17 protein-coding genes are annotated in these 15662 nt (G+C 70.6%); 16 read left to right on the forward strand and 1 reads right to left on the reverse strand.

All coding sequences use genetic code 11. From position 1 onward, the window contains the following. Positions 1-405: 405 nt before the first annotated feature. The 7 genes from MM438_RS10490 to MM438_RS10520 all read left to right on the forward strand — a co-directional run bounded on the left by MM438_RS10490 (position 406) and on the right by MM438_RS10520 (position 5153). The gene (locus MM438_RS10490) at positions 406-2286 is read left to right on the forward strand and encodes a type IV secretory system conjugative DNA transfer family protein (protein WP_241452428.1); all 1881 of its coding nucleotides are present in this window, start codon (positions 406-408) and stop codon (positions 2284-2286) included. Further along, the gene (locus MM438_RS10495; protein WP_241452430.1) at positions 2283-2633 is read left to right on the forward strand and encodes a hypothetical protein; all 351 of its coding nucleotides are present in this window, start codon (positions 2283-2285) and stop codon (positions 2631-2633) included. Before MM438_RS10490 ends, MM438_RS10495 begins: the two co-directional genes overlap by 4 nt. 466 nt (positions 2634-3099) lie before the next feature. Next, on the forward strand, positions 3100-4047 hold the full coding sequence (locus MM438_RS10500; protein ID WP_241452431.1) for a hypothetical protein: 948 nt from the start codon (positions 3100-3102) through the stop codon (positions 4045-4047). Beyond that, a complete protein-coding gene (locus tag MM438_RS10505) occupies positions 4044-4220 on the forward strand; it encodes a hypothetical protein (protein WP_241452432.1) in 177 nt (58 codons plus the stop codon). Before MM438_RS10500 ends, MM438_RS10505 begins: the two co-directional genes overlap by 4 nt. Further along, the gene (locus MM438_RS10510) at positions 4217-4453 is read left to right on the forward strand and encodes a hypothetical protein (protein WP_241452433.1); all 237 of its coding nucleotides are present in this window, start codon (positions 4217-4219) and stop codon (positions 4451-4453) included. Before MM438_RS10505 ends, MM438_RS10510 begins: the two co-directional genes overlap by 4 nt. Continuing rightward, a complete protein-coding gene (locus MM438_RS10515; RefSeq protein ID WP_241452434.1) occupies positions 4450-4653 on the forward strand; it encodes a hypothetical protein in 204 nt (67 codons plus the stop codon). Before MM438_RS10510 ends, MM438_RS10515 begins: the two co-directional genes overlap by 4 nt. Next, positions 4650-5153, forward strand: a complete 504-nt coding sequence (locus tag MM438_RS10520; RefSeq protein WP_338155540.1) for a metal-dependent hydrolase — start codon at positions 4650-4652, stop codon at positions 5151-5153. Before MM438_RS10515 ends, MM438_RS10520 begins: the two co-directional genes overlap by 4 nt. 508 nt (positions 5154-5661) lie before the next feature. Here the strand turns inward: MM438_RS10520 and MM438_RS10525 are convergent. Further along, a complete protein-coding gene (locus MM438_RS10525) occupies positions 5662-6444 on the reverse strand; it encodes a phage antirepressor (RefSeq protein ID WP_241452436.1) in 783 nt (260 codons plus the stop codon). 175 nt (positions 6445-6619) lie between these two features. On the opposite strand from MM438_RS10525, the gene MM438_RS10530 reads away from it, so the two are divergent. The 9 genes from MM438_RS10530 (at position 6620) to MM438_RS10570 (ending at position 15658) form a co-directional block, all read left to right on the forward strand. Beyond that, entirely contained in the window at positions 6620-6931 is a 312-nt protein-coding gene (locus MM438_RS10530) for a hypothetical protein (RefSeq protein ID WP_241452437.1), read from the forward strand. A 74-nt stretch (positions 6932-7005) separates the two neighbouring features. Beyond that, complete coding sequence (locus tag MM438_RS10535) at positions 7006-7227, forward strand: hypothetical protein (protein WP_241452438.1); 222 nt, start codon at positions 7006-7008, stop codon at positions 7225-7227. Then, the gene (locus MM438_RS10540; RefSeq protein WP_241452440.1) at positions 7224-8000 is read left to right on the forward strand and encodes a hypothetical protein; all 777 of its coding nucleotides are present in this window, start codon (positions 7224-7226) and stop codon (positions 7998-8000) included. Before MM438_RS10535 ends, MM438_RS10540 begins: the two co-directional genes overlap by 4 nt. Then, on the forward strand, positions 7997-8536 hold the full coding sequence (locus MM438_RS10545) for a hypothetical protein (RefSeq protein WP_241452441.1): 540 nt from the start codon (positions 7997-7999) through the stop codon (positions 8534-8536). The genes MM438_RS10540 and MM438_RS10545 overlap by 4 nt, the downstream gene beginning before the upstream one ends. Positions 8537-8547: 11 nt before the next feature. Beyond that, positions 8548-11016 carry a phage terminase large subunit gene (terL, locus tag MM438_RS10550; protein ID WP_241452442.1) on the forward strand — a complete coding sequence of 823 codons (2469 nt, stop codon included), beginning with the start codon at positions 8548-8550 and terminating at the stop codon, positions 11014-11016. A gap of 316 nt (positions 11017-11332) precedes the next feature. Next, complete coding sequence (locus MM438_RS10555) at positions 11333-12907, forward strand: hypothetical protein (RefSeq protein WP_241452443.1); 1575 nt, start codon at positions 11333-11335, stop codon at positions 12905-12907. Between the two features lie 3 nt (positions 12908-12910). Then, entirely contained in the window at positions 12911-13957 is a 1047-nt protein-coding gene (locus tag MM438_RS16770; RefSeq protein WP_241452444.1) for a phage minor head protein, read from the forward strand. Continuing rightward, complete coding sequence (locus tag MM438_RS10565) at positions 13954-15249, forward strand: hypothetical protein (RefSeq protein WP_241452445.1); 1296 nt, start codon at positions 13954-13956, stop codon at positions 15247-15249. Before MM438_RS16770 ends, MM438_RS10565 begins: the two co-directional genes overlap by 4 nt. A 1-nt stretch (position 15250) precedes the next feature. Next, positions 15251-15658, forward strand: a complete 408-nt coding sequence (locus tag MM438_RS10570) for a capsid cement protein (RefSeq protein WP_241452446.1) — start codon at positions 15251-15253, stop codon at positions 15656-15658. Positions 15659-15662: the final 4 nt, after the last annotated feature.

Here is a 15662-nt window from a genome sequence, read left to right on the forward strand (position 1 = left end):
ACGTCAGTGCGACAGTCCGCCCAGCCGTATCGCGGGCCAGACTGACGTGACGCGCCAGGTCGCGGGCGTGGAGGGTGACGGTCGTTGCGCCGGTGTCGCTGTCGGGGCAGGCGTCAGCGGTGACGCGGACCAGGCCGTGGTCAAGGTCCTCGGCGCGAAGCACGCGGCCCGGGGCGACGCACGCGACTCCGTCGCTGTCGTGGTGGGCGACGCTGACGGCGTCAGGGATGTGGACAGGGTGCATGGTTCTCTCCTGGCGGGGATCGGTAGCTGTCGCATCAGTTGCGACACATCAACCATCACCCGCGACACCCAAGATGGCAACCCGTAAGCAACATTGCGTCGCTTGTCGCGCAACGAATGTGCGACACTGGACGCGACACCCGCACCCGCCAGGAGCACGACATGACCCTCGTAACCGCGACACGCGACACCATCGCCCGCGCCCACCACGCCCACACCCGCGCACGCGACACGTGGACCAGGGCCGTCAACGTCGCCCGCCACGCCGACACGTTGACGGCCCTGCCCGCCGTCACCCTGACCAGCGCCGCCGCCGCTGTCGCCCCCGGCACCACCACCATCACCGCGTACACCGCCGCTGTCGCCCTCACCGCCCTCAACCACAAGCGCGTCACCCGACACGTCACCAGCGTCCCCGCCTGGTGGAGCATCACCCACGACTGGAACGACGCCTGCGCCGCCGCCGGCCTCGACGACCACGTCACCTCCCTCGGCATCACCCGACGCCCCCGCCTCACCAGCCTGCGACGCGACACCGACGGCACCGTCACCATCACCGTCAAGCCCCTCCCCGGCCAGGAGCCCCACGACTACGAGGACGACGCCTTCCGCCGCCAGCTCCACGCGCGACGCGTCACCGCGACACGCGACGGGAAGCGGATCATCGTGACGCTCCACCCCACCCGACAGCGACCAGCCAAGACCGTCACCACGACACGCACCCCCACGACACTGCCCAACCTCGAAGCCCTCCCCGTCGCCCGCGACACCGACACCGGCGAACCCGCGACCGTTCCCCTCCTCGGCGCCCACCTCCTCCTCGTCGGCGCCACCCGCGCCGGGAAGTCCGGGGCGATCTGGGCGATCAACCAGCAGATCGCCCCAGGCATCCGCGACGGCCTCGTCCGCGTCCACGCCGTCGACCCCAAGGGCGGCATGGAGCTCGGCATCGGCGAACCCCTCTACGCCACGTTCCTCTGCGACGACGGCACCGCACCGTTCGGGCCCCGCGTCGCCGCGTTCCTCGACGGGATCCGCCGCTCCATGGACGCCCGCGCCGCCCGCCTGCGCCGCATGGGCAAGCGCAAGCTCGACGCGCCCACCCACGACATGCCCCTCGAGGTCATCCTCATCGACGAGGTCCTCGCGCTCATGTCCATCCTCGACAAGAAGTCCGCGTACCTGATCGACGCGTGCTTGAAGTCGATCCTCGCGAAGGGCGCCGCGATCGGGTACTGCGTGATCACCGCGACGCAGGACCCCCGCAAGGACTCCGGTCTGTCCGCGATCCGTGACCTGTCGCCGGTGCGTGTGCTCCTGCGCGTGAAGGAGCAGCAGCACGTGGACCTCGTGATGGGGTACGGCGCCCGCGACGCCGGCTGCGACGCCCACAAGCTCGACTTCAGCCGGGATCGGGGGGTCGCGTTCGTGGAGCGGGAGGGTGAGCCGGGGTACCGGAAGGTCCGGTTCAACCTGGTCACGGACGAGATGATCGCGTCGCTGGTGCGGGACTTCGCGCCCTCCCGGGGAGTGCCCGGCGGCACCGTGACGGAGCCCGTCACGAGCGTGGTGGACACAGCCGAGCTGCCCGTCGTGGAGGCCCCGGAGCCGGTGTCTCCGGTGACGGTGTACGAGGACGCGCCGGGGGAGCCGCCGCTGGTGGTGGTGCCGCGCGTGGAGGCGTGGGAGGGCGGCCCGAAGCGGGGCCGGGACGAAGCGCTCGCGCTGCTCGACGCGCTGGTGGCGGAGGGCCGGCCGGTCCCGACGGGCGCTTCCCTGGGGGAGTGGGCGGGGCGCACGGACCGGTGGGGCCGCGGCGTTCTCGCTACGTGGCGTGACCGGAACGGAAAGACGGAAGCGGCCGGATCATGTGATCGGCCGCTCGCGGCCGAGCCTACTGTTCCGGACGGTTCCGGCGCAACCTTTCCGGCACGCAGCGTGTCGGGGACGCTCGACGGGCCGACCGGTCCCGAGCACGCCGACCCCTGCCCCGGGGTCGTCACCGAGTGGGCCGCCCGGCCCGAGAACGGAGACCAGCAGTGACCAGCAACACGAACGCACCCCGTACCCGAGGCACCGCGATCGAGGAGTCCACCGACATCCTCTGCACCCTCGCCTTGATCGCCGCGAACACTGACCCGGAGCACCCGGCCGCTGGCCGGCTCACCGCGGTCCTCGACGCCGCCGGCGACGCCATCGCCGACATCCCCGGGATCATCACCGCTCACCCCGACGTGCTCCGGGGTGAGCTGACGGGCGGCGACGGGCCGGCCGCCAAGGAGTACATGTCCGGGCTCGTCGAGCGTGCCATCGAGCGCTCTGCCACCGCGGCGCGTGCCCGCGCTGTGGAGGCGCTTGCAGGCCTGACGGGGACGGGGGGTCAGCAGTGACCTCGAAGCAGCCGCATCGCTGGGCCCCACGGCCTTTCTGGCGGGCGCCCAAGACAGGTGGCTACGCCGGAACTGACAAGGCATCCGGAGCGACGCCTCCTCTCGGCCAGTCCGCCGTGCGCCGCTCGGCCGCCGCGCCTGACCCTGAGGCAATACCCAAGGGACCCCGCAAGGACCGCTACGTCCTCGTCGAGGACCCGGGCACCAAGCACGACTGCACCCCCACTGGGGACGACGCGACCGGCCTCCGCGTCGGCGCCGTCATCCAGTGCCGGGAGTGCGGGCAGAAGTGGGAGTGGACGCTGCAGCAGCGGAGTCAGTCCGGTATCCGCATCTGTGGGTGGGAAGCGTCTGGCGACCCAGACTCCGCGCGCCGCGCCCAGGAGCAGGCGATAGATCCGGCTCGGGATCTGATCCATCAGCGTGACCTGCTTCTCCCAACCGGCTATGGAGAAGGGAAGTGACCATGACCCGCTGGACTGATCGCTCCGTCGTCGGTGTCGCCGCGCTCGCCGCGGTCATCCCCACCGTCCTGTCCGCCATCGGCCAGGTCGCCCTCTGGCACGACGTCGTCGGCCTCTCCCTCACGGCCGCGGTCGCGTTCGCGTGCTTCCTGGAGACCGCGCTCATCGCGTCGGCGCTGATGGCGCGTCAGGCCATCCAGCGTGGCGGAGCCGGACGCACCGACCTCGCCGCGACATGGATCTTGTCGCTGCTGTCCGGTGTCCTTGCCGCCGCGCATGACGTCGTCACCCGTCACGGTGACGCCCCGGCGATGGTCGCGCTCGCGGCCGTCGCCCGCGTGGTCGCTCCCCTCGTCGCGTGCTGGCTGTGGCACCGCGTGGTCATCGGGGACCGCGACGACACGGGAGCCTCGTGGCGCGCGACCCGCGACGATGCCCGGGTCCTCGCCACCGCGGTCGCTGTGCAGCGCGCCCGTACTGGCCACGGCGTGTGGCGGGCGGTCCTCGCGTGGCGTGGCCGGCGTCTCGTGCGGGTCCTTGGCCGTGACGCCGCGGATCGGGTCGCGGTGACCCTGGCTGGGCTCGACGCGATCGCGGGGCTGCCTGGCGTGGTCGTGGTGGGGGAGCCGGTGACTGCTCCCGCCCTCCCGGCTGCTCGACCGGTCGTCCTTGACCGGCCCGTCACTGCGCCCGACCCGGAACCCCAGCCCGAGGCCGAGACGGTGGGGGAGGAGCCCCACCACTCCCCCACCACTCCCCCACCGGGCATGCGCGCCGAGAAGACCTACCGCGTCCACGCCGCTCGCGACCTCATCACCCGCGACCCTGACGCCACATCCACGCAGCTGATCGGTCTCCTCGCCGCCGAGGGCATCACCGTGAAGCCGCGGACCGCGCAGCGCGACATGGACGACGCCCGCGCCCTCCTCGCCCGGGGGGTGGCGGCGTGACCGTGATCGTGTGCGACCAGCCCGGCTGCCCGTGGCGGCTCGAGCCATCCACCCCGGTGGACGTGGACGCGATCCTCACCGAGGTGGCCGCCCACCAGCGCACCCACCAGACCCAGACCACTCCTGAGCGGCCCGTGAAGGTGGGACGCAAGACCTGGAAGGACCAGCCATGACCAACCTCGCCGACGCCGAGAGGCACATGCGTGAGGCCGAGCGCATCACCACAATCGTCGACACCTGGCTCACCGCGCAGGAGCGCCTCACCGACGGGCAGATGCGCCTGCAGGCCATGTACTGCGACCTCGCGCAGACCCACATCATGCTCGCCGACACGATCCGCGCGCAGGTCCAGGCCCACGCCGACTACGACCCGGCACCGGAGCCGGCTGTGGGGTTCAAGCCGTGATCGCCGTCGCCATCGTCTACACCGCCTGCGTCCTCACCGCCCTCACCGTCACCGCGCGCACCGCCGCGAGGGAAGGCCACAGCCTCCGCTCCCAGCCAGTCAGGTGGGCAGCACGCTCCGCGCTGATCGACGCCGCGTTCGCGGGCACGTGCTTCGCGATCATCTACGGCACCTGGAACGCACTGGAGGCGTTGGCGTGAGGGGAGCGACGCACGCCGTGATGGGTATCACCCTCGGCGCCGCGGCAGCCGCGCCCCTCGGGCTGCCCGGTCCGCATCTCGCCGCGTGGACCGCGACCACCACCGTCTTCGCTCTCGCCCCCGACCTTGACACCCGCCGGTCTATCGCTTCCCGCCACGCGCCCGTCCTGTCCTGGGCCGTGCGGCGTACCACCGGCCACCGCGGGTGGACCCACCGCGCGTCCACCGTCGCGGTCCTCCTCACCATCGGGACCCTGATGGGCGTCGCGATCTGGACGTACACCGGTGAGCCGGCCTGGTGGATCGGTGCGGCGTCAGCGACCGGAGCGGCCATCCACATCCTCGGTGACGCCCTCACCCGTGCCGGCGTGCCCTGGCGCGACGGCCGCATCACCCTCACCCCGCTGCGCGCCGACAGCGACGCCCTCAACGTGGCGGCTGTGGTGGTGTCCACCTTGATCTGCGCCGCAGCCTGGCGCACACACCTACCCACCACCTGAACGACGAAGCCGCCTCCCGGATGGGGTATGTCAGAGATACCCCATCACCGACCGGCTCGGCCGCACCCAGCAGGCCACCCGACCCAAGGATGCGACCCCCGCGTGGCCGACCCCATAGACGACGCCCAGACGAGACGTCCATCCGGGGATGCTGGCGGGGACCTAAAGCCCCCGCCAGCATTAACCAGTCACACGACTCCGACCGGCACTGCCACCGCTCGGGCTGCTGACACCAGATCAGCCCCCATGTCCGCGAACACGCCGACCGGGCTGCTCGGACGAGGTTCCTCCACGAACACCGCTGGCTCTCCCCCATCGACAAGACGACCATCCACCGTCGTCGTCAACGCCACGTCGACCGTGTACAGGGCAGGGTGCGAGGAGAACACCCCGCGGTGCACCACGACCCCACCAGTCTCAGGAAGCTCGTCGATGTGGTCGTCACCAGACATCACGCACCACGAGGGGCACGCCTGAGACGAGATCGCCGCCGCCACACACTCGGTGCTCACGCGGACACCCCCATCGTGAACATGCCGCCCGACCCGGGACGGTAGCCGTACCGGTCCGCGACCCACATCAGACCCTTCGGCGTGACCCTCGTCGACCGCGACACGTGCATCGTCCCGTCCGGCTTCTGCCAAGGCCTACCTACCTTCACCCGGAACCGTCCCGCGTTGACGTGCTGCTGGCGGGGAAGGTTGTCCAGGTTGAGGACACCATCAGCACGCAACTGGGCCATGAGGCGGACCCGGCCGGTCCCGAGGATCTTCGCGGTCGCGTTCATGTCGTACGTCCCGTCAGCGTCCATAACCTCCGCCCACGCCGACGCGGCGGGCTCCAGCTGCTCGGCATACGCCGCAGATGCGATCGCCTGAGCCTCGGCGGCCTCCTTGGCCTCGACCGTCGCGGCAAGCTCCTTGAGCGCGTCGGCGTAGGTCTGGGGAAGCGTGAAGGCCGGAGCAGATGGGGTGCCGTAGTGGCCGGTCTTGCGGATGGTGGGGATCACCTCGCTGGTGATCCACTTGCGGAAGCGCTTGGCCTCGGGCTTGCGGGACTCGAGGATGACGTCGTAGAGGCCGTCCTCGTTGACGATGAGCGCGTTCTGGATGCGGCCCATACGGTCAGGGATGGGGTGGGTGGCGACCACCCCATCGTCAAGGCGGTCCTTCACGTCGCGGCGGTTGATGTTGAGGACCTTGCAGAGGTCGACGAGCGCAAACCACGGCTCGTCGTCGATGACGACGGTGCGAACCTGCTGGTCGCCGTAGGTGAAGAGTTCGAGGTCCATGTGGGACACTTCCTCCTGTTTGGAATGGTGGGGTCCCGGCTCATCTCGCCAGATCAGCGCCGGGACCCCATCGCCATGCCTGCCGGCTAGCGATGAAAGAAGACTACTTGCACTCAGTGGAAGTAGTCAACATAGAAGCGTTGCTACTTGTCTGCCATCGGGGTACTCTCTTCACATGAGAGAACCCCGCCATGCACGCATCGCCACGCACCTTCGCGGACTGCTCGCGGCCCGCAACGTCCCCAAGATGGACGCTGCCGCCTTCCTATCCCTCACCCCAACCACCTTCAGCCGCAAGATCAATGGCCGCACCCCGTTCACCATCGACGAGGTCGACGCGCTGATCGACTTCCTCGGCACCAGCTGGGTGGAGGTGATGGATGCAACCCGCACATCCGAACGGCCATATCTGCCGCCGACCATCGCTCGCGAGGTTGCCCGCCTGGAGCGCGAAGCACGAGAACAAGCCGGGCGGTCAGGCAACTAGCCCGCCACTGGGAGCCTACGCATACCCTGTCCGTAGCCCATCACGCAACACACTGCAGCCCCGGAGGCCACACCATGCGCCGCATCCACATCCCCACCACCGCGGACCCCACCCACGGCCTCTGCGGCACCACCACACCCACCCGGCAGCCCACCCCCGCGCAGCTCCACCCGTGGGAGGGGTACTGCCCGTCGTGCGTCGCCAGGCTCGCCGAGATCACCGAGGCCCTGTCCGCGCAGGTTGACCACCTCACCCGAGGCAACGTCATCCCCTTCACCCGGAAGAGCCCCGCGTGAGCATCGCCACGATCCGCGACGCACTCACCCGCATCCACGACGACTGGGACGCCACCGCAGACCCACCCAAGACCACAGGTAGCAGCAGCCGGCATGCCCCGGGGAGCCTGCCCCCCGGGGCCGCGCTCACCCGAGCCGACGTGCACTGCACCCTCACCTACTGGGTGTCCGCGTACCGCCACCACCACGGGCCCTGCGACCACGGCACCGGCAGCACGCAAGGCCTCGCGCGCTGCCTCCGTGACCACCTCACCCGGATCCGCGCATGGGACGACGGCGCCTACTGGGCCGCGTTCACCCTCGACGTGATCCGCGCCGCACGCACCGTCCAGGCCCTCACCGACCCCTACCCGCGGCAGCGGATCGGCACCTGCCACCTCACCCGCACCGGGAAGAACCCCACCGACCCCGGCGCCGTCGGCGAAGCGATCTGCGGGGGCCCCGTGTACGCCACCGAACCCACCCCCGTGCCCGGCCGCGACACTCCCCCGATCATCGAAGCGACCTGCGACCGGTGCGGCTCCGACGGCGCGATCACCTGGTGGCGGCGGCAGTGGGCTCCCGAGCCCGTCGAGCTCGTCTCCACCGACCGGCTCGTGAAGATCCTCACCGCCCAGGGGATCCGCACCACCGCTTCCAGCATCCGCACCCAGCTCGAACGAGGCGTGATCTGCCGGTCCGGTACCACGAAGGCCGGAGCATCCCTGTGGGACCCCACTGCGGTGACCGCTGCTCTCGCCCTCAACCAGGCCCGCAAGGAGACCACGTCGTGACCGCCCCGAGGAAGCGCCGCAACCCCGTCGACCAGATCACCCTCGAAGAGCGCGCACTGACGCTCCGCGCCAGGGGGAAGACGTACGCCGAGATCGCGGACGAGTGCGGCTGGAAGACCCGGTCCGCGGCGATGCGAGCCATCGACCGCGCCCTCGAGCGATCCCGCGACCCCGGCGAAGCCGGCCGTGTCCGCGACATCCAGGCGCTCCGCATGAACAAGATCACAGCCGGGCACTGGGACGCCGCGATCACGGGTGACCCGAAGGCCGCGGACATCGTGATGAAAGCCCACGACCGCATCGTCGACCTGTACGGAGCCACCCACGCCCACGGCATCGCCGAGCGGCAGCAGGCCCTCCAGGAGACGCAAGCCACGATCGTCCTCGGACTCATCACCGGTGCCCTCGCCGCCGCGTCCGTCACCACCGAGCAGCGCGAAGCCGCGATGACCTTCGTGAAGGGCGAGCTGACCCGCCTCGATCAGACCGAGCAGCACGAACCCATCGAGGACGCCGAGATCGTCGAGGAGGAGTAGCCACGCCCAGCATGTGGGGCACCGCGCTGCAGCGCCTCGCCCAGCAAGAGCAGATCGCCGGGGCTGGATGGGCCACCCCCGGCGATCTCGCACGCGCGCTCCGCCCCGGGACCGTGCAGACCCCAGCCCTCGACCTCATCGACCGCGAGCTGATGTGGGCTCTCACCACACCCGACGCGCGCCTGATCATCAGCGTCGCACCTCAGGAGGGCAAGGCGCTCGCTCTGGACACCCCGATACCGACCCCGGCCGGGTGGACCACGATGGGTGAGCTTCGCCCGGGTGACCTCGTGCTGGACGGTGACGGTAAGCCATGCACAGTCACGTGGGTGTCTCCCGTGTGGGAAGGGCGGGACTGCTACGCCGTGACCACTGGAGACGGGGAACGGATCATCGCTGACGCCGCGCACGAGTGGGTGGCCCGGCGAACCAGGAACGGACCGACCCGCATCCTGGAGACCACCGACCTGGCCAAGCCACGGGGCAAGGCAGCGCAGATCCTCACCGGAGATGGCCTGGACCTACCCGACGTCGAGCTCCCGCTAGACCCCTATGTGCTCGGCGTGTGGCTCGGTGACGGCACCACGCTCCAACCCATGATTACCAGTCACCCCGACGACATAGAGGTCCGCCAGCGCTTCACAGAAGCGGGTTGGCCCCTGCGACACTCTGCCCGGTTTGCTTGGTCGATGATCCCTGATGGCTGGGCAAACCGGGGCGGACGCCCAAGCCCCGCCAAGGTAGCCCTACGGGAAGCAGGTGTGCTGGGGGACAAGCACATCCCAGCGGTGTATCTGCGTGCTGGTCGTGCGCAGCGCTTGGCGCTCTTGCAGGGCCTCATCGACTCCGACGGCTACGTGATGCCCAAGGGGCAGGTCGAGTTCTGCTCCACCAACCTCCGGCTTGCTGAGGGAGTCCGCGAACTGATCTACACCCTGGGAGCCAAGGCCGTCATGACCACGGGCCGTGCCACCCTTAACGGACGAGACTGCGGGCCCAAGTACCGAGTCCGGTTCTACCTCGCCGACGCCGCCCACCTGGCCCGGAAGGCACGCAGGTGCAAGGACTCCAGCGTCGCGAACGTCCGATACGTCACGGCTTCCCCATGCGAGTCAGTGCCGACGGTCTGCATCGAGGTCGACTCGCCAGACCACACGTTCCTAGCCGGCCGGACCATGCTCCCGACTCACAACAGTGAGAGAGCTTCTCGCGCGTTCCCGGAGCTCGCGCTCACCCGGAACCCTGACCTACGGGTCATCATCGCGTCGTACTCCGCGGTCATGGCCCGCAGGTGGGGGCGCGTGATCCGCGACGACATCGGTGAGCACGGTCTGGCGATGGGTGGCCTCGCGGTCCGCCCGGACGTTTCGGCGCAGAACGAGTGGATGCTCGAAGGGCACATCGGTGGCGTGTACACCGTGGGTGTGGGCGGGTCCCTTACCGGTAAGCCCTGTGACCTGATGATCATCGACGACCCGGTGAAGGACCGCGCCGAGGCGGCTTCTGCGCTGCAGCGGGACAAGGTGTGGGACTGGTGGACGTCGACGGCGTCGTCGCGGCTCGCGCCGGGGGCGCCTGTGGTGGTCATCATGACTCGCTGGCACGAGGATGATTTCGCTGGCCGGCTCCTCGCCGCGGAGGACGGATACCGGTGGCGGGTAGTGAACATCCCCGCGCAGTGCGACGACCCCGACAACGACCCCCTCGGCCGGCAGTACGGCGAGTTCATGGTCTCGGCGCGGGGCCGCACCCGGGAGCAGTGGGAGCAGCGGAAGATCACCGCCGGGTCCCGTGACTGGGCCGCTCTCTACCAGGGCCGCCCGACGCCGTCGGAGGGGAGCATCCTCAAGCCGGCGTGGTGGAAGCGGTGGGATGCTCCGCCGTACCTCGTCCGTGACGACGGGGCCCGCATCATCCCCGACACCGCGGGGCTGGAGGTCGTTCAGTCGTGGGACATGGCGTTCAAGGGCTCCGACACCAGCGACTTCGTCGTCGGGCAGGTGTGGATGCGCCGCGGGCACCAGGCGTGGCTCCTCGCCCAGGTCCGCGGGAGGTGGTCGTTCGCGGAGACTGTGCAGCAGGTCCGTGCCCTCACGGCTCGCTGGCCTCAGGCGATCGCGAAGCTCGTTGAGGACAAGGCCAACGGCCCAGCCGTCATCAGCGCCCTGCAGTCGCAGCTCGGGGGGTTCATTCCTGTGCTGCCGGAGGGGTCGAAGACGTCGCGGGTGGAGGCGGTGTCCCCGGTGATCGAGGCGGGGCAGGTGCTCATCCCGCCGGATTCGGTGCCGTGGGTGGGGGATTTCCTCGCGGAGGCGTCGCTGTTCCCGGCCGGGAAGCATGACGATCAGGTCGACGCGATGAGTCAGGCGGTGCACCGGCTGCTGGTGGTGCCGATGCTGACGGGTGTGGTGTGGGACGCGGAGGACGTCCTCGGTGACGAGGGCGCCTTGGATCTGGGGTGGGCTACCGACGACTACTGATCGCGCGTGTCGCTTGACAGGCTACGTTTCGTAGCGTGTAGCGTCTCACCCGTCGGGCGAGCCATGCCCGCACCCGAGTGAACAAATACCAGGAGCCCCGCCATGATGAAGACCCTCGCCGCTGTCGCTGCGACCGGTGCCGCGCTGATCGGCGCGTGCGAGCAGACGCCCGACCCCTGGCGCTACAACACCAACGGCTACGGCGGCAGCCTGTACGGCTGACCTGACGGCCCCCTTCAACGCGGCCCCGCACCTCTTCCCCCGAGGGTGCGGGGCCGCTCCCATACCCGAGGCGAGGCGAGGCGAGGTGAACGAGATGCCCGAGCAGACCCCCGCCACCATCGAGGTCCCCGCCCACGAGCTCGCGCAGCTGGAGCACCGCCTCGAAGAGCTCGAAGAGGCTGCGGCCGACGCCGAGCGTTCCCTGCGGGTCGACGAGCAGGGGTGGTCGCTCCTCTCCGGCGGCCCGGGTGACCGGGCGCCGATCACCCGGGAGAAGCTCCTCGACCGGGCTGCTCTGGCTCGGGTCATGGCCGTCGCTGACCCGCTGATCCGGCGCGCGGTGACGCTGCGCGCCGCTTACGTGTGGGGTGCCGGGCCGACGATCGCCGCTGACGACCCCGACGTCGACGACGTCGTGCAGATGTTCCTCACCGACCAGGAGGCCACGTACTCCGGGGCGCAGGCGAGGGAGGCACGGGAGCGCGCGTTCGCGACCGACGGGACCTACTGCGTGGCGCTGCCCACGAACCCCGCCGACGGGCGCGTCCAGGCCCGCAGGGTACCCGTCGCCGACATCATCCAGGTCATCTCCAACCCCGACGACCGCGACGACCCCTGGTTCTACAAGCGGCGCGTCACGTCGTCACGCATGACCCTCACCCCCGGCCGGGACACGGTCACCGCGACAACCCGGGACACCGTCACCCACGTGTGGCACCCCGCCCTCGGCGTCACCTACTCCCGGTCGAAGCCCACCAGCATCGACGGCGACCACATCGACTGGGACACACCGATCCTGATGGCCAAGGTCAACCAGGTCGACGGACTCGACTACGGCCTCCCCGACACCTACGCCGCCCTGTCGTGGGCTCAGGGCTACCGCGACTTCCTCACCGACTGGGCCAAGCTCGTCAAGGCCCTGTCGAAGTTCGCGTTCCAGGCCACCAGCAAGGGCTCCAAGGCTGGGCAGACCCGCGCCGCCCTCGCACCCGCCACCGTCGAGGGAGCACCCGTCGGTCAGACCATGATCACCAGCGAGGGCCAGAGGTTCGAGGCCATCGGCAAGTCCGGCGCCACCATCGACAGCAACTCCGGCCGGCCCCTTGCCGCGATGGTCGCCGCGGCCCTCGACGTCCCGGTCACGATGCTCCTCGCCGACCCGGGCGTCACCGGCGCGCGAGCCACCGCGGAGACCCTCGACCGGCCCCTGGAAGAGGTCCTCGGGCGCCGCCGCGAGCTGCACGCCAGCATCGACCGGCGCGTCCTGGACTGGGCGGTCCAGTCGAGCATGCGCGCCCCGGGCGGGGCGCTGCGCGGCACCCCGACCGTGGACCCCGTCACCGGCCGCGAGCGGTACGTCCTGACCGGCGACGTCTCCGACGCCATCGACGTCGACTTCCCCCCGATCAGCAAGCCCGACCTGGCCGTGCTCATGCAGGCCATCAACACGGCCGACGCCACGGGCAAGCTGCCGCCGCTGGAGATCACCAAGCTCCTCATCCGGGCCCTGGAGATCGACGGCGGCGAGGAGATCATCGACGACATCACCGACGAGAACGGCGACTGGGTCGACCCGGTCGACTCGGCCCGTGCCCGCTCCCAGACGCAGGGCGTGTACCAGGGCCTCGCGCCCGGCCAGACCCCAGACCTGCAGCAGCAGGACGTGTAGCCCGTGGCCGTCACCACCGACACCCTCGACGATCTCGACCGGGTCCGCGCCGCGCTGCGCCGCGCCGTGGTCGAGGTGACGTCGCTGATCGACTCCGAGTGGGCGCGCGCCTGGGAGGCCCTGGCCGACGAGTGGCAGGCCGCCGTGGAGGACGCCGTGGCCGGTGCGGACACGACGCCTGGGATCGTGGCGCGCCTGGACCGTGAGCAGCGGGTCCGGGACGCACTCGACCACATCACCGGCGAGCTGGACCGTCTGGTCGCGGTGTCGCATGCGGCGGCTACGGCTGCTGTCACTGGGGTGGTCCGCGCCGCCGTCGACTCCACGCAGGCGCTCGCCGTTTCGCAGCTCCCCCTGGGGCGGGCCGTGGCGTGGACGGACCCGACGAAGGCAGCCCTCGACGCGATCGTGAAGCGGACGGGTGAGCAGATCACCGCGCTGCACAGGCCTCTGTCGGATGACGCGACGGCGCGCGTGAAGGCGCACCTCGTCCGCTCGGTAGCGGCCGGGGAGAACCCCCGCGCCACCGCCCGCCGCATCACCCGCGGGATCGAGGCGGAGTTCAACGGTGCCCGGAACCGCGCCCTCGTCATCGCCCGCACCGAGCTCCTCGACGCGCACCGCGCCGCGAGCCGGGAGACCCGCTCCGCGAACACGGCCGTCCTGGCTGGGTGGACGTGGTGCGCGACCCTGGACCGCCGCACCTGCCCCGCATGCCTGGCCATGCACGGCACCCGCCACCCCGCAGGTGAGGCCGGCCCCCTCGGGCACCAGCAGTGCCGGTGCACCGCGCTGCCCCTCACCCGGTCATGGCGGGACCTCGGATTCGACCTCGACGAACCCGACGACGTGCTCCCCGACGCACGCGCCTGGTTCGACGCCCAACCACCCGCCGTGCAAGACCACATCGTGGGGCGCAGGGTCGCCGCCGCGCTGCGCTCCGGCGACGTCGAATGGTCGGCCCTCGCTACCCGCCGCTCCACCTCAGGGTGGCGCGACTCCTACACCACCACCCCGACCAGCGCCCTGCTCCCCAGGAGGACCGCGTGAAGCGCATCACCGAGACCGCAGCACCGGTCATCCTCGACGCCCCGAAGGACTCCCCCACCGGGCGACTCCGCATCGGCATCATCTCCCCCGGATGGGGGTCTAGCGGCTACTACTCCGAGAAGGTCCTCCGCAACGCGCTGGAGGCCGGCGTGTGGGGCAAGGGCCTGCACATGTACATGAACCACCCCAGCGAGTCGGAGCGGTACGACAGACCCGAGCGGGACGTCCGCGACCTCGCCGCTGTCGCCGTCTCCGGCGCGGTCTGGGACGACACCTTCGGCGGACCCGTCATCGAAGCGCAGGCCGTCGGCCGCTACCGAGACATGCTCACCGACCCGACCTTCCTCGATGCCGTCGGCGTCTCCATCGTCGCGACCGGGTCCATGACCGAGGGCGAGGCAGAGGGCCGCAAGGGACGTCTCATCACCGAGCTGGTGGAGTGCCAGTCCGTCGACGTCGTCACCCGCGCCGGCCGCGGAGGTCAGGTCCTCGCGCTCCTGGAGTCCGCCCGCGGCTCCGTCGCCGAGGCGTCCACGGAGGACATGCAGGACCAGCTGGACCGCGCTGCCCGCGCCGCGCACAGCGGGCCCGGCATGTGGGTGTACCTGCGGGACTTCGACCCGGACCGGTCTGTCGCGTGGATCGCCGTCGGCTCCGACGGCGGAGACACCCGCCTCATTGAGCAGCCCTACGTCGAGCAGGACGGCGTGCTCACCCTCACCGGCGCCCCCGTCGACGTCCGTGCCGTCACCACCTACCAGCCCCTCACCCCCACCGCGGTGAGCGAGGCCCACCAGACCCCGCACCACGTCCACCCGGTCGCCCCGGCCGGGACCACCACCCATCCCCAGGAGGATGCCATGCCCCAGATCGAGGAGGCGCGACTGCGCCAGCTCGAGACGGACGCCGGCCGGGCCACCCAGCTCGAGACGGCCCTGACCGAGGCCACGAAGCGCGCGGACGCCGCCGAGGCCCAGCTCGTCGAGGCGCGTCGTGTCGCGCGCACCGCCCGCGCCGGCGATGTGATCGCGGCGGTGGAGGCCGAGCATCGCGTCACCTTCACCCAGCTGGAGCGTCGCGGTCTGACCGCTGACCTTCCCCTGACGGAGGCGGGTGACCTCGACGAGGCCGCCCTGACCGAGGCTGTGAAGACTGCGGCCGTGGAGAAGGCCGCCGCCGGCGGCGCCGGTCAGGTCCGCGGCTTCGGTGGGATCACCCCCGCTGACCTCACCGAGGCCGACTACGTCGCCTCCATCGACTCCGCCCTCGACGACATCACGAAGGTGATCTGACATGAAGAACGAGATCCTCCGCAACGGCGACGAGATCTCCCTGCCCGTCCCGGCCGACACCAAGGCCGGGGACATCGTCGTGGTCGGCGCGTACGTCGGTGTCGCCGCGACCGACCGGCAGGAGCCCATCGACCCGGCCAAGCCCTACACCGCCAACACGAGCAACCCGATCGGCAATGCCACCGTGTGGCTCCGCGGCGTGTATGAGGTTCCCTGCGCTGATGCCGTCACCACCGTCGGTACCCCCCTGTACGTGTCCGCTGGAGACGGCGTCAAGCAGACCGTCACCACCACCGCGACCGGCGGCACTCGCATCGGCGCGTCCTTCGGGCAGCCCGACCTCGGCTCCGTCATCGGCGGCACCAAGGCCAACGGCCCCGGCACCATCTACGTCAACCTCGGCTTCTGAGGAG

Source organism: Arsenicicoccus dermatophilus, from assembly GCF_022568795.1.
Classification (GTDB): domain Bacteria; phylum Actinomycetota; class Actinomycetes; order Actinomycetales; family Dermatophilaceae; genus Arsenicicoccus; species Arsenicicoccus dermatophilus.

What these genes read in the sequence shown, in the direction of transcription:
- MM438_RS10500 (WP_241452431.1), top strand. Translation starts at nt 3,100, where the DNA reads ATGACCCGCTGGACTGATCGCTCCGTCGTCGGTGTCGCCGCGCTCGCC.
- MM438_RS10570 (WP_241452446.1), top strand. Translation starts at nt 15,251, where the DNA reads ATGAAGAACGAGATCCTCCGCAACGGCGACGAGATCTCCCTGCCCGTC.
- MM438_RS10530 (WP_241452437.1), top strand. Translation starts at nt 6,620, where the DNA reads ATGAGAGAACCCCGCCATGCACGCATCGCCACGCACCTTCGCGGACTG.
- MM438_RS10525 (WP_241452436.1), bottom strand. Translation starts at nt 6,444, where the DNA reads ATGGACCTCGAACTCTTCACCTACGGCGACCAGCAGGTTCGCACCGTC.
- terL (WP_241452442.1), top strand. Translation starts at nt 8,548, where the DNA reads ATGTGGGGCACCGCGCTGCAGCGCCTCGCCCAGCAAGAGCAGATCGCC.
- MM438_RS10535 (WP_241452438.1), top strand. Translation starts at nt 7,006, where the DNA reads ATGCGCCGCATCCACATCCCCACCACCGCGGACCCCACCCACGGCCTC.
- MM438_RS10555 (WP_241452443.1), top strand. Translation starts at nt 11,333, where the DNA reads ATGCCCGAGCAGACCCCCGCCACCATCGAGGTCCCCGCCCACGAGCTC.
- MM438_RS10490 (WP_241452428.1), top strand. Translation starts at nt 406, where the DNA reads ATGACCCTCGTAACCGCGACACGCGACACCATCGCCCGCGCCCACCAC.
- MM438_RS10510 (WP_241452433.1), top strand. Translation starts at nt 4,217, where the DNA reads ATGACCAACCTCGCCGACGCCGAGAGGCACATGCGTGAGGCCGAGCGC.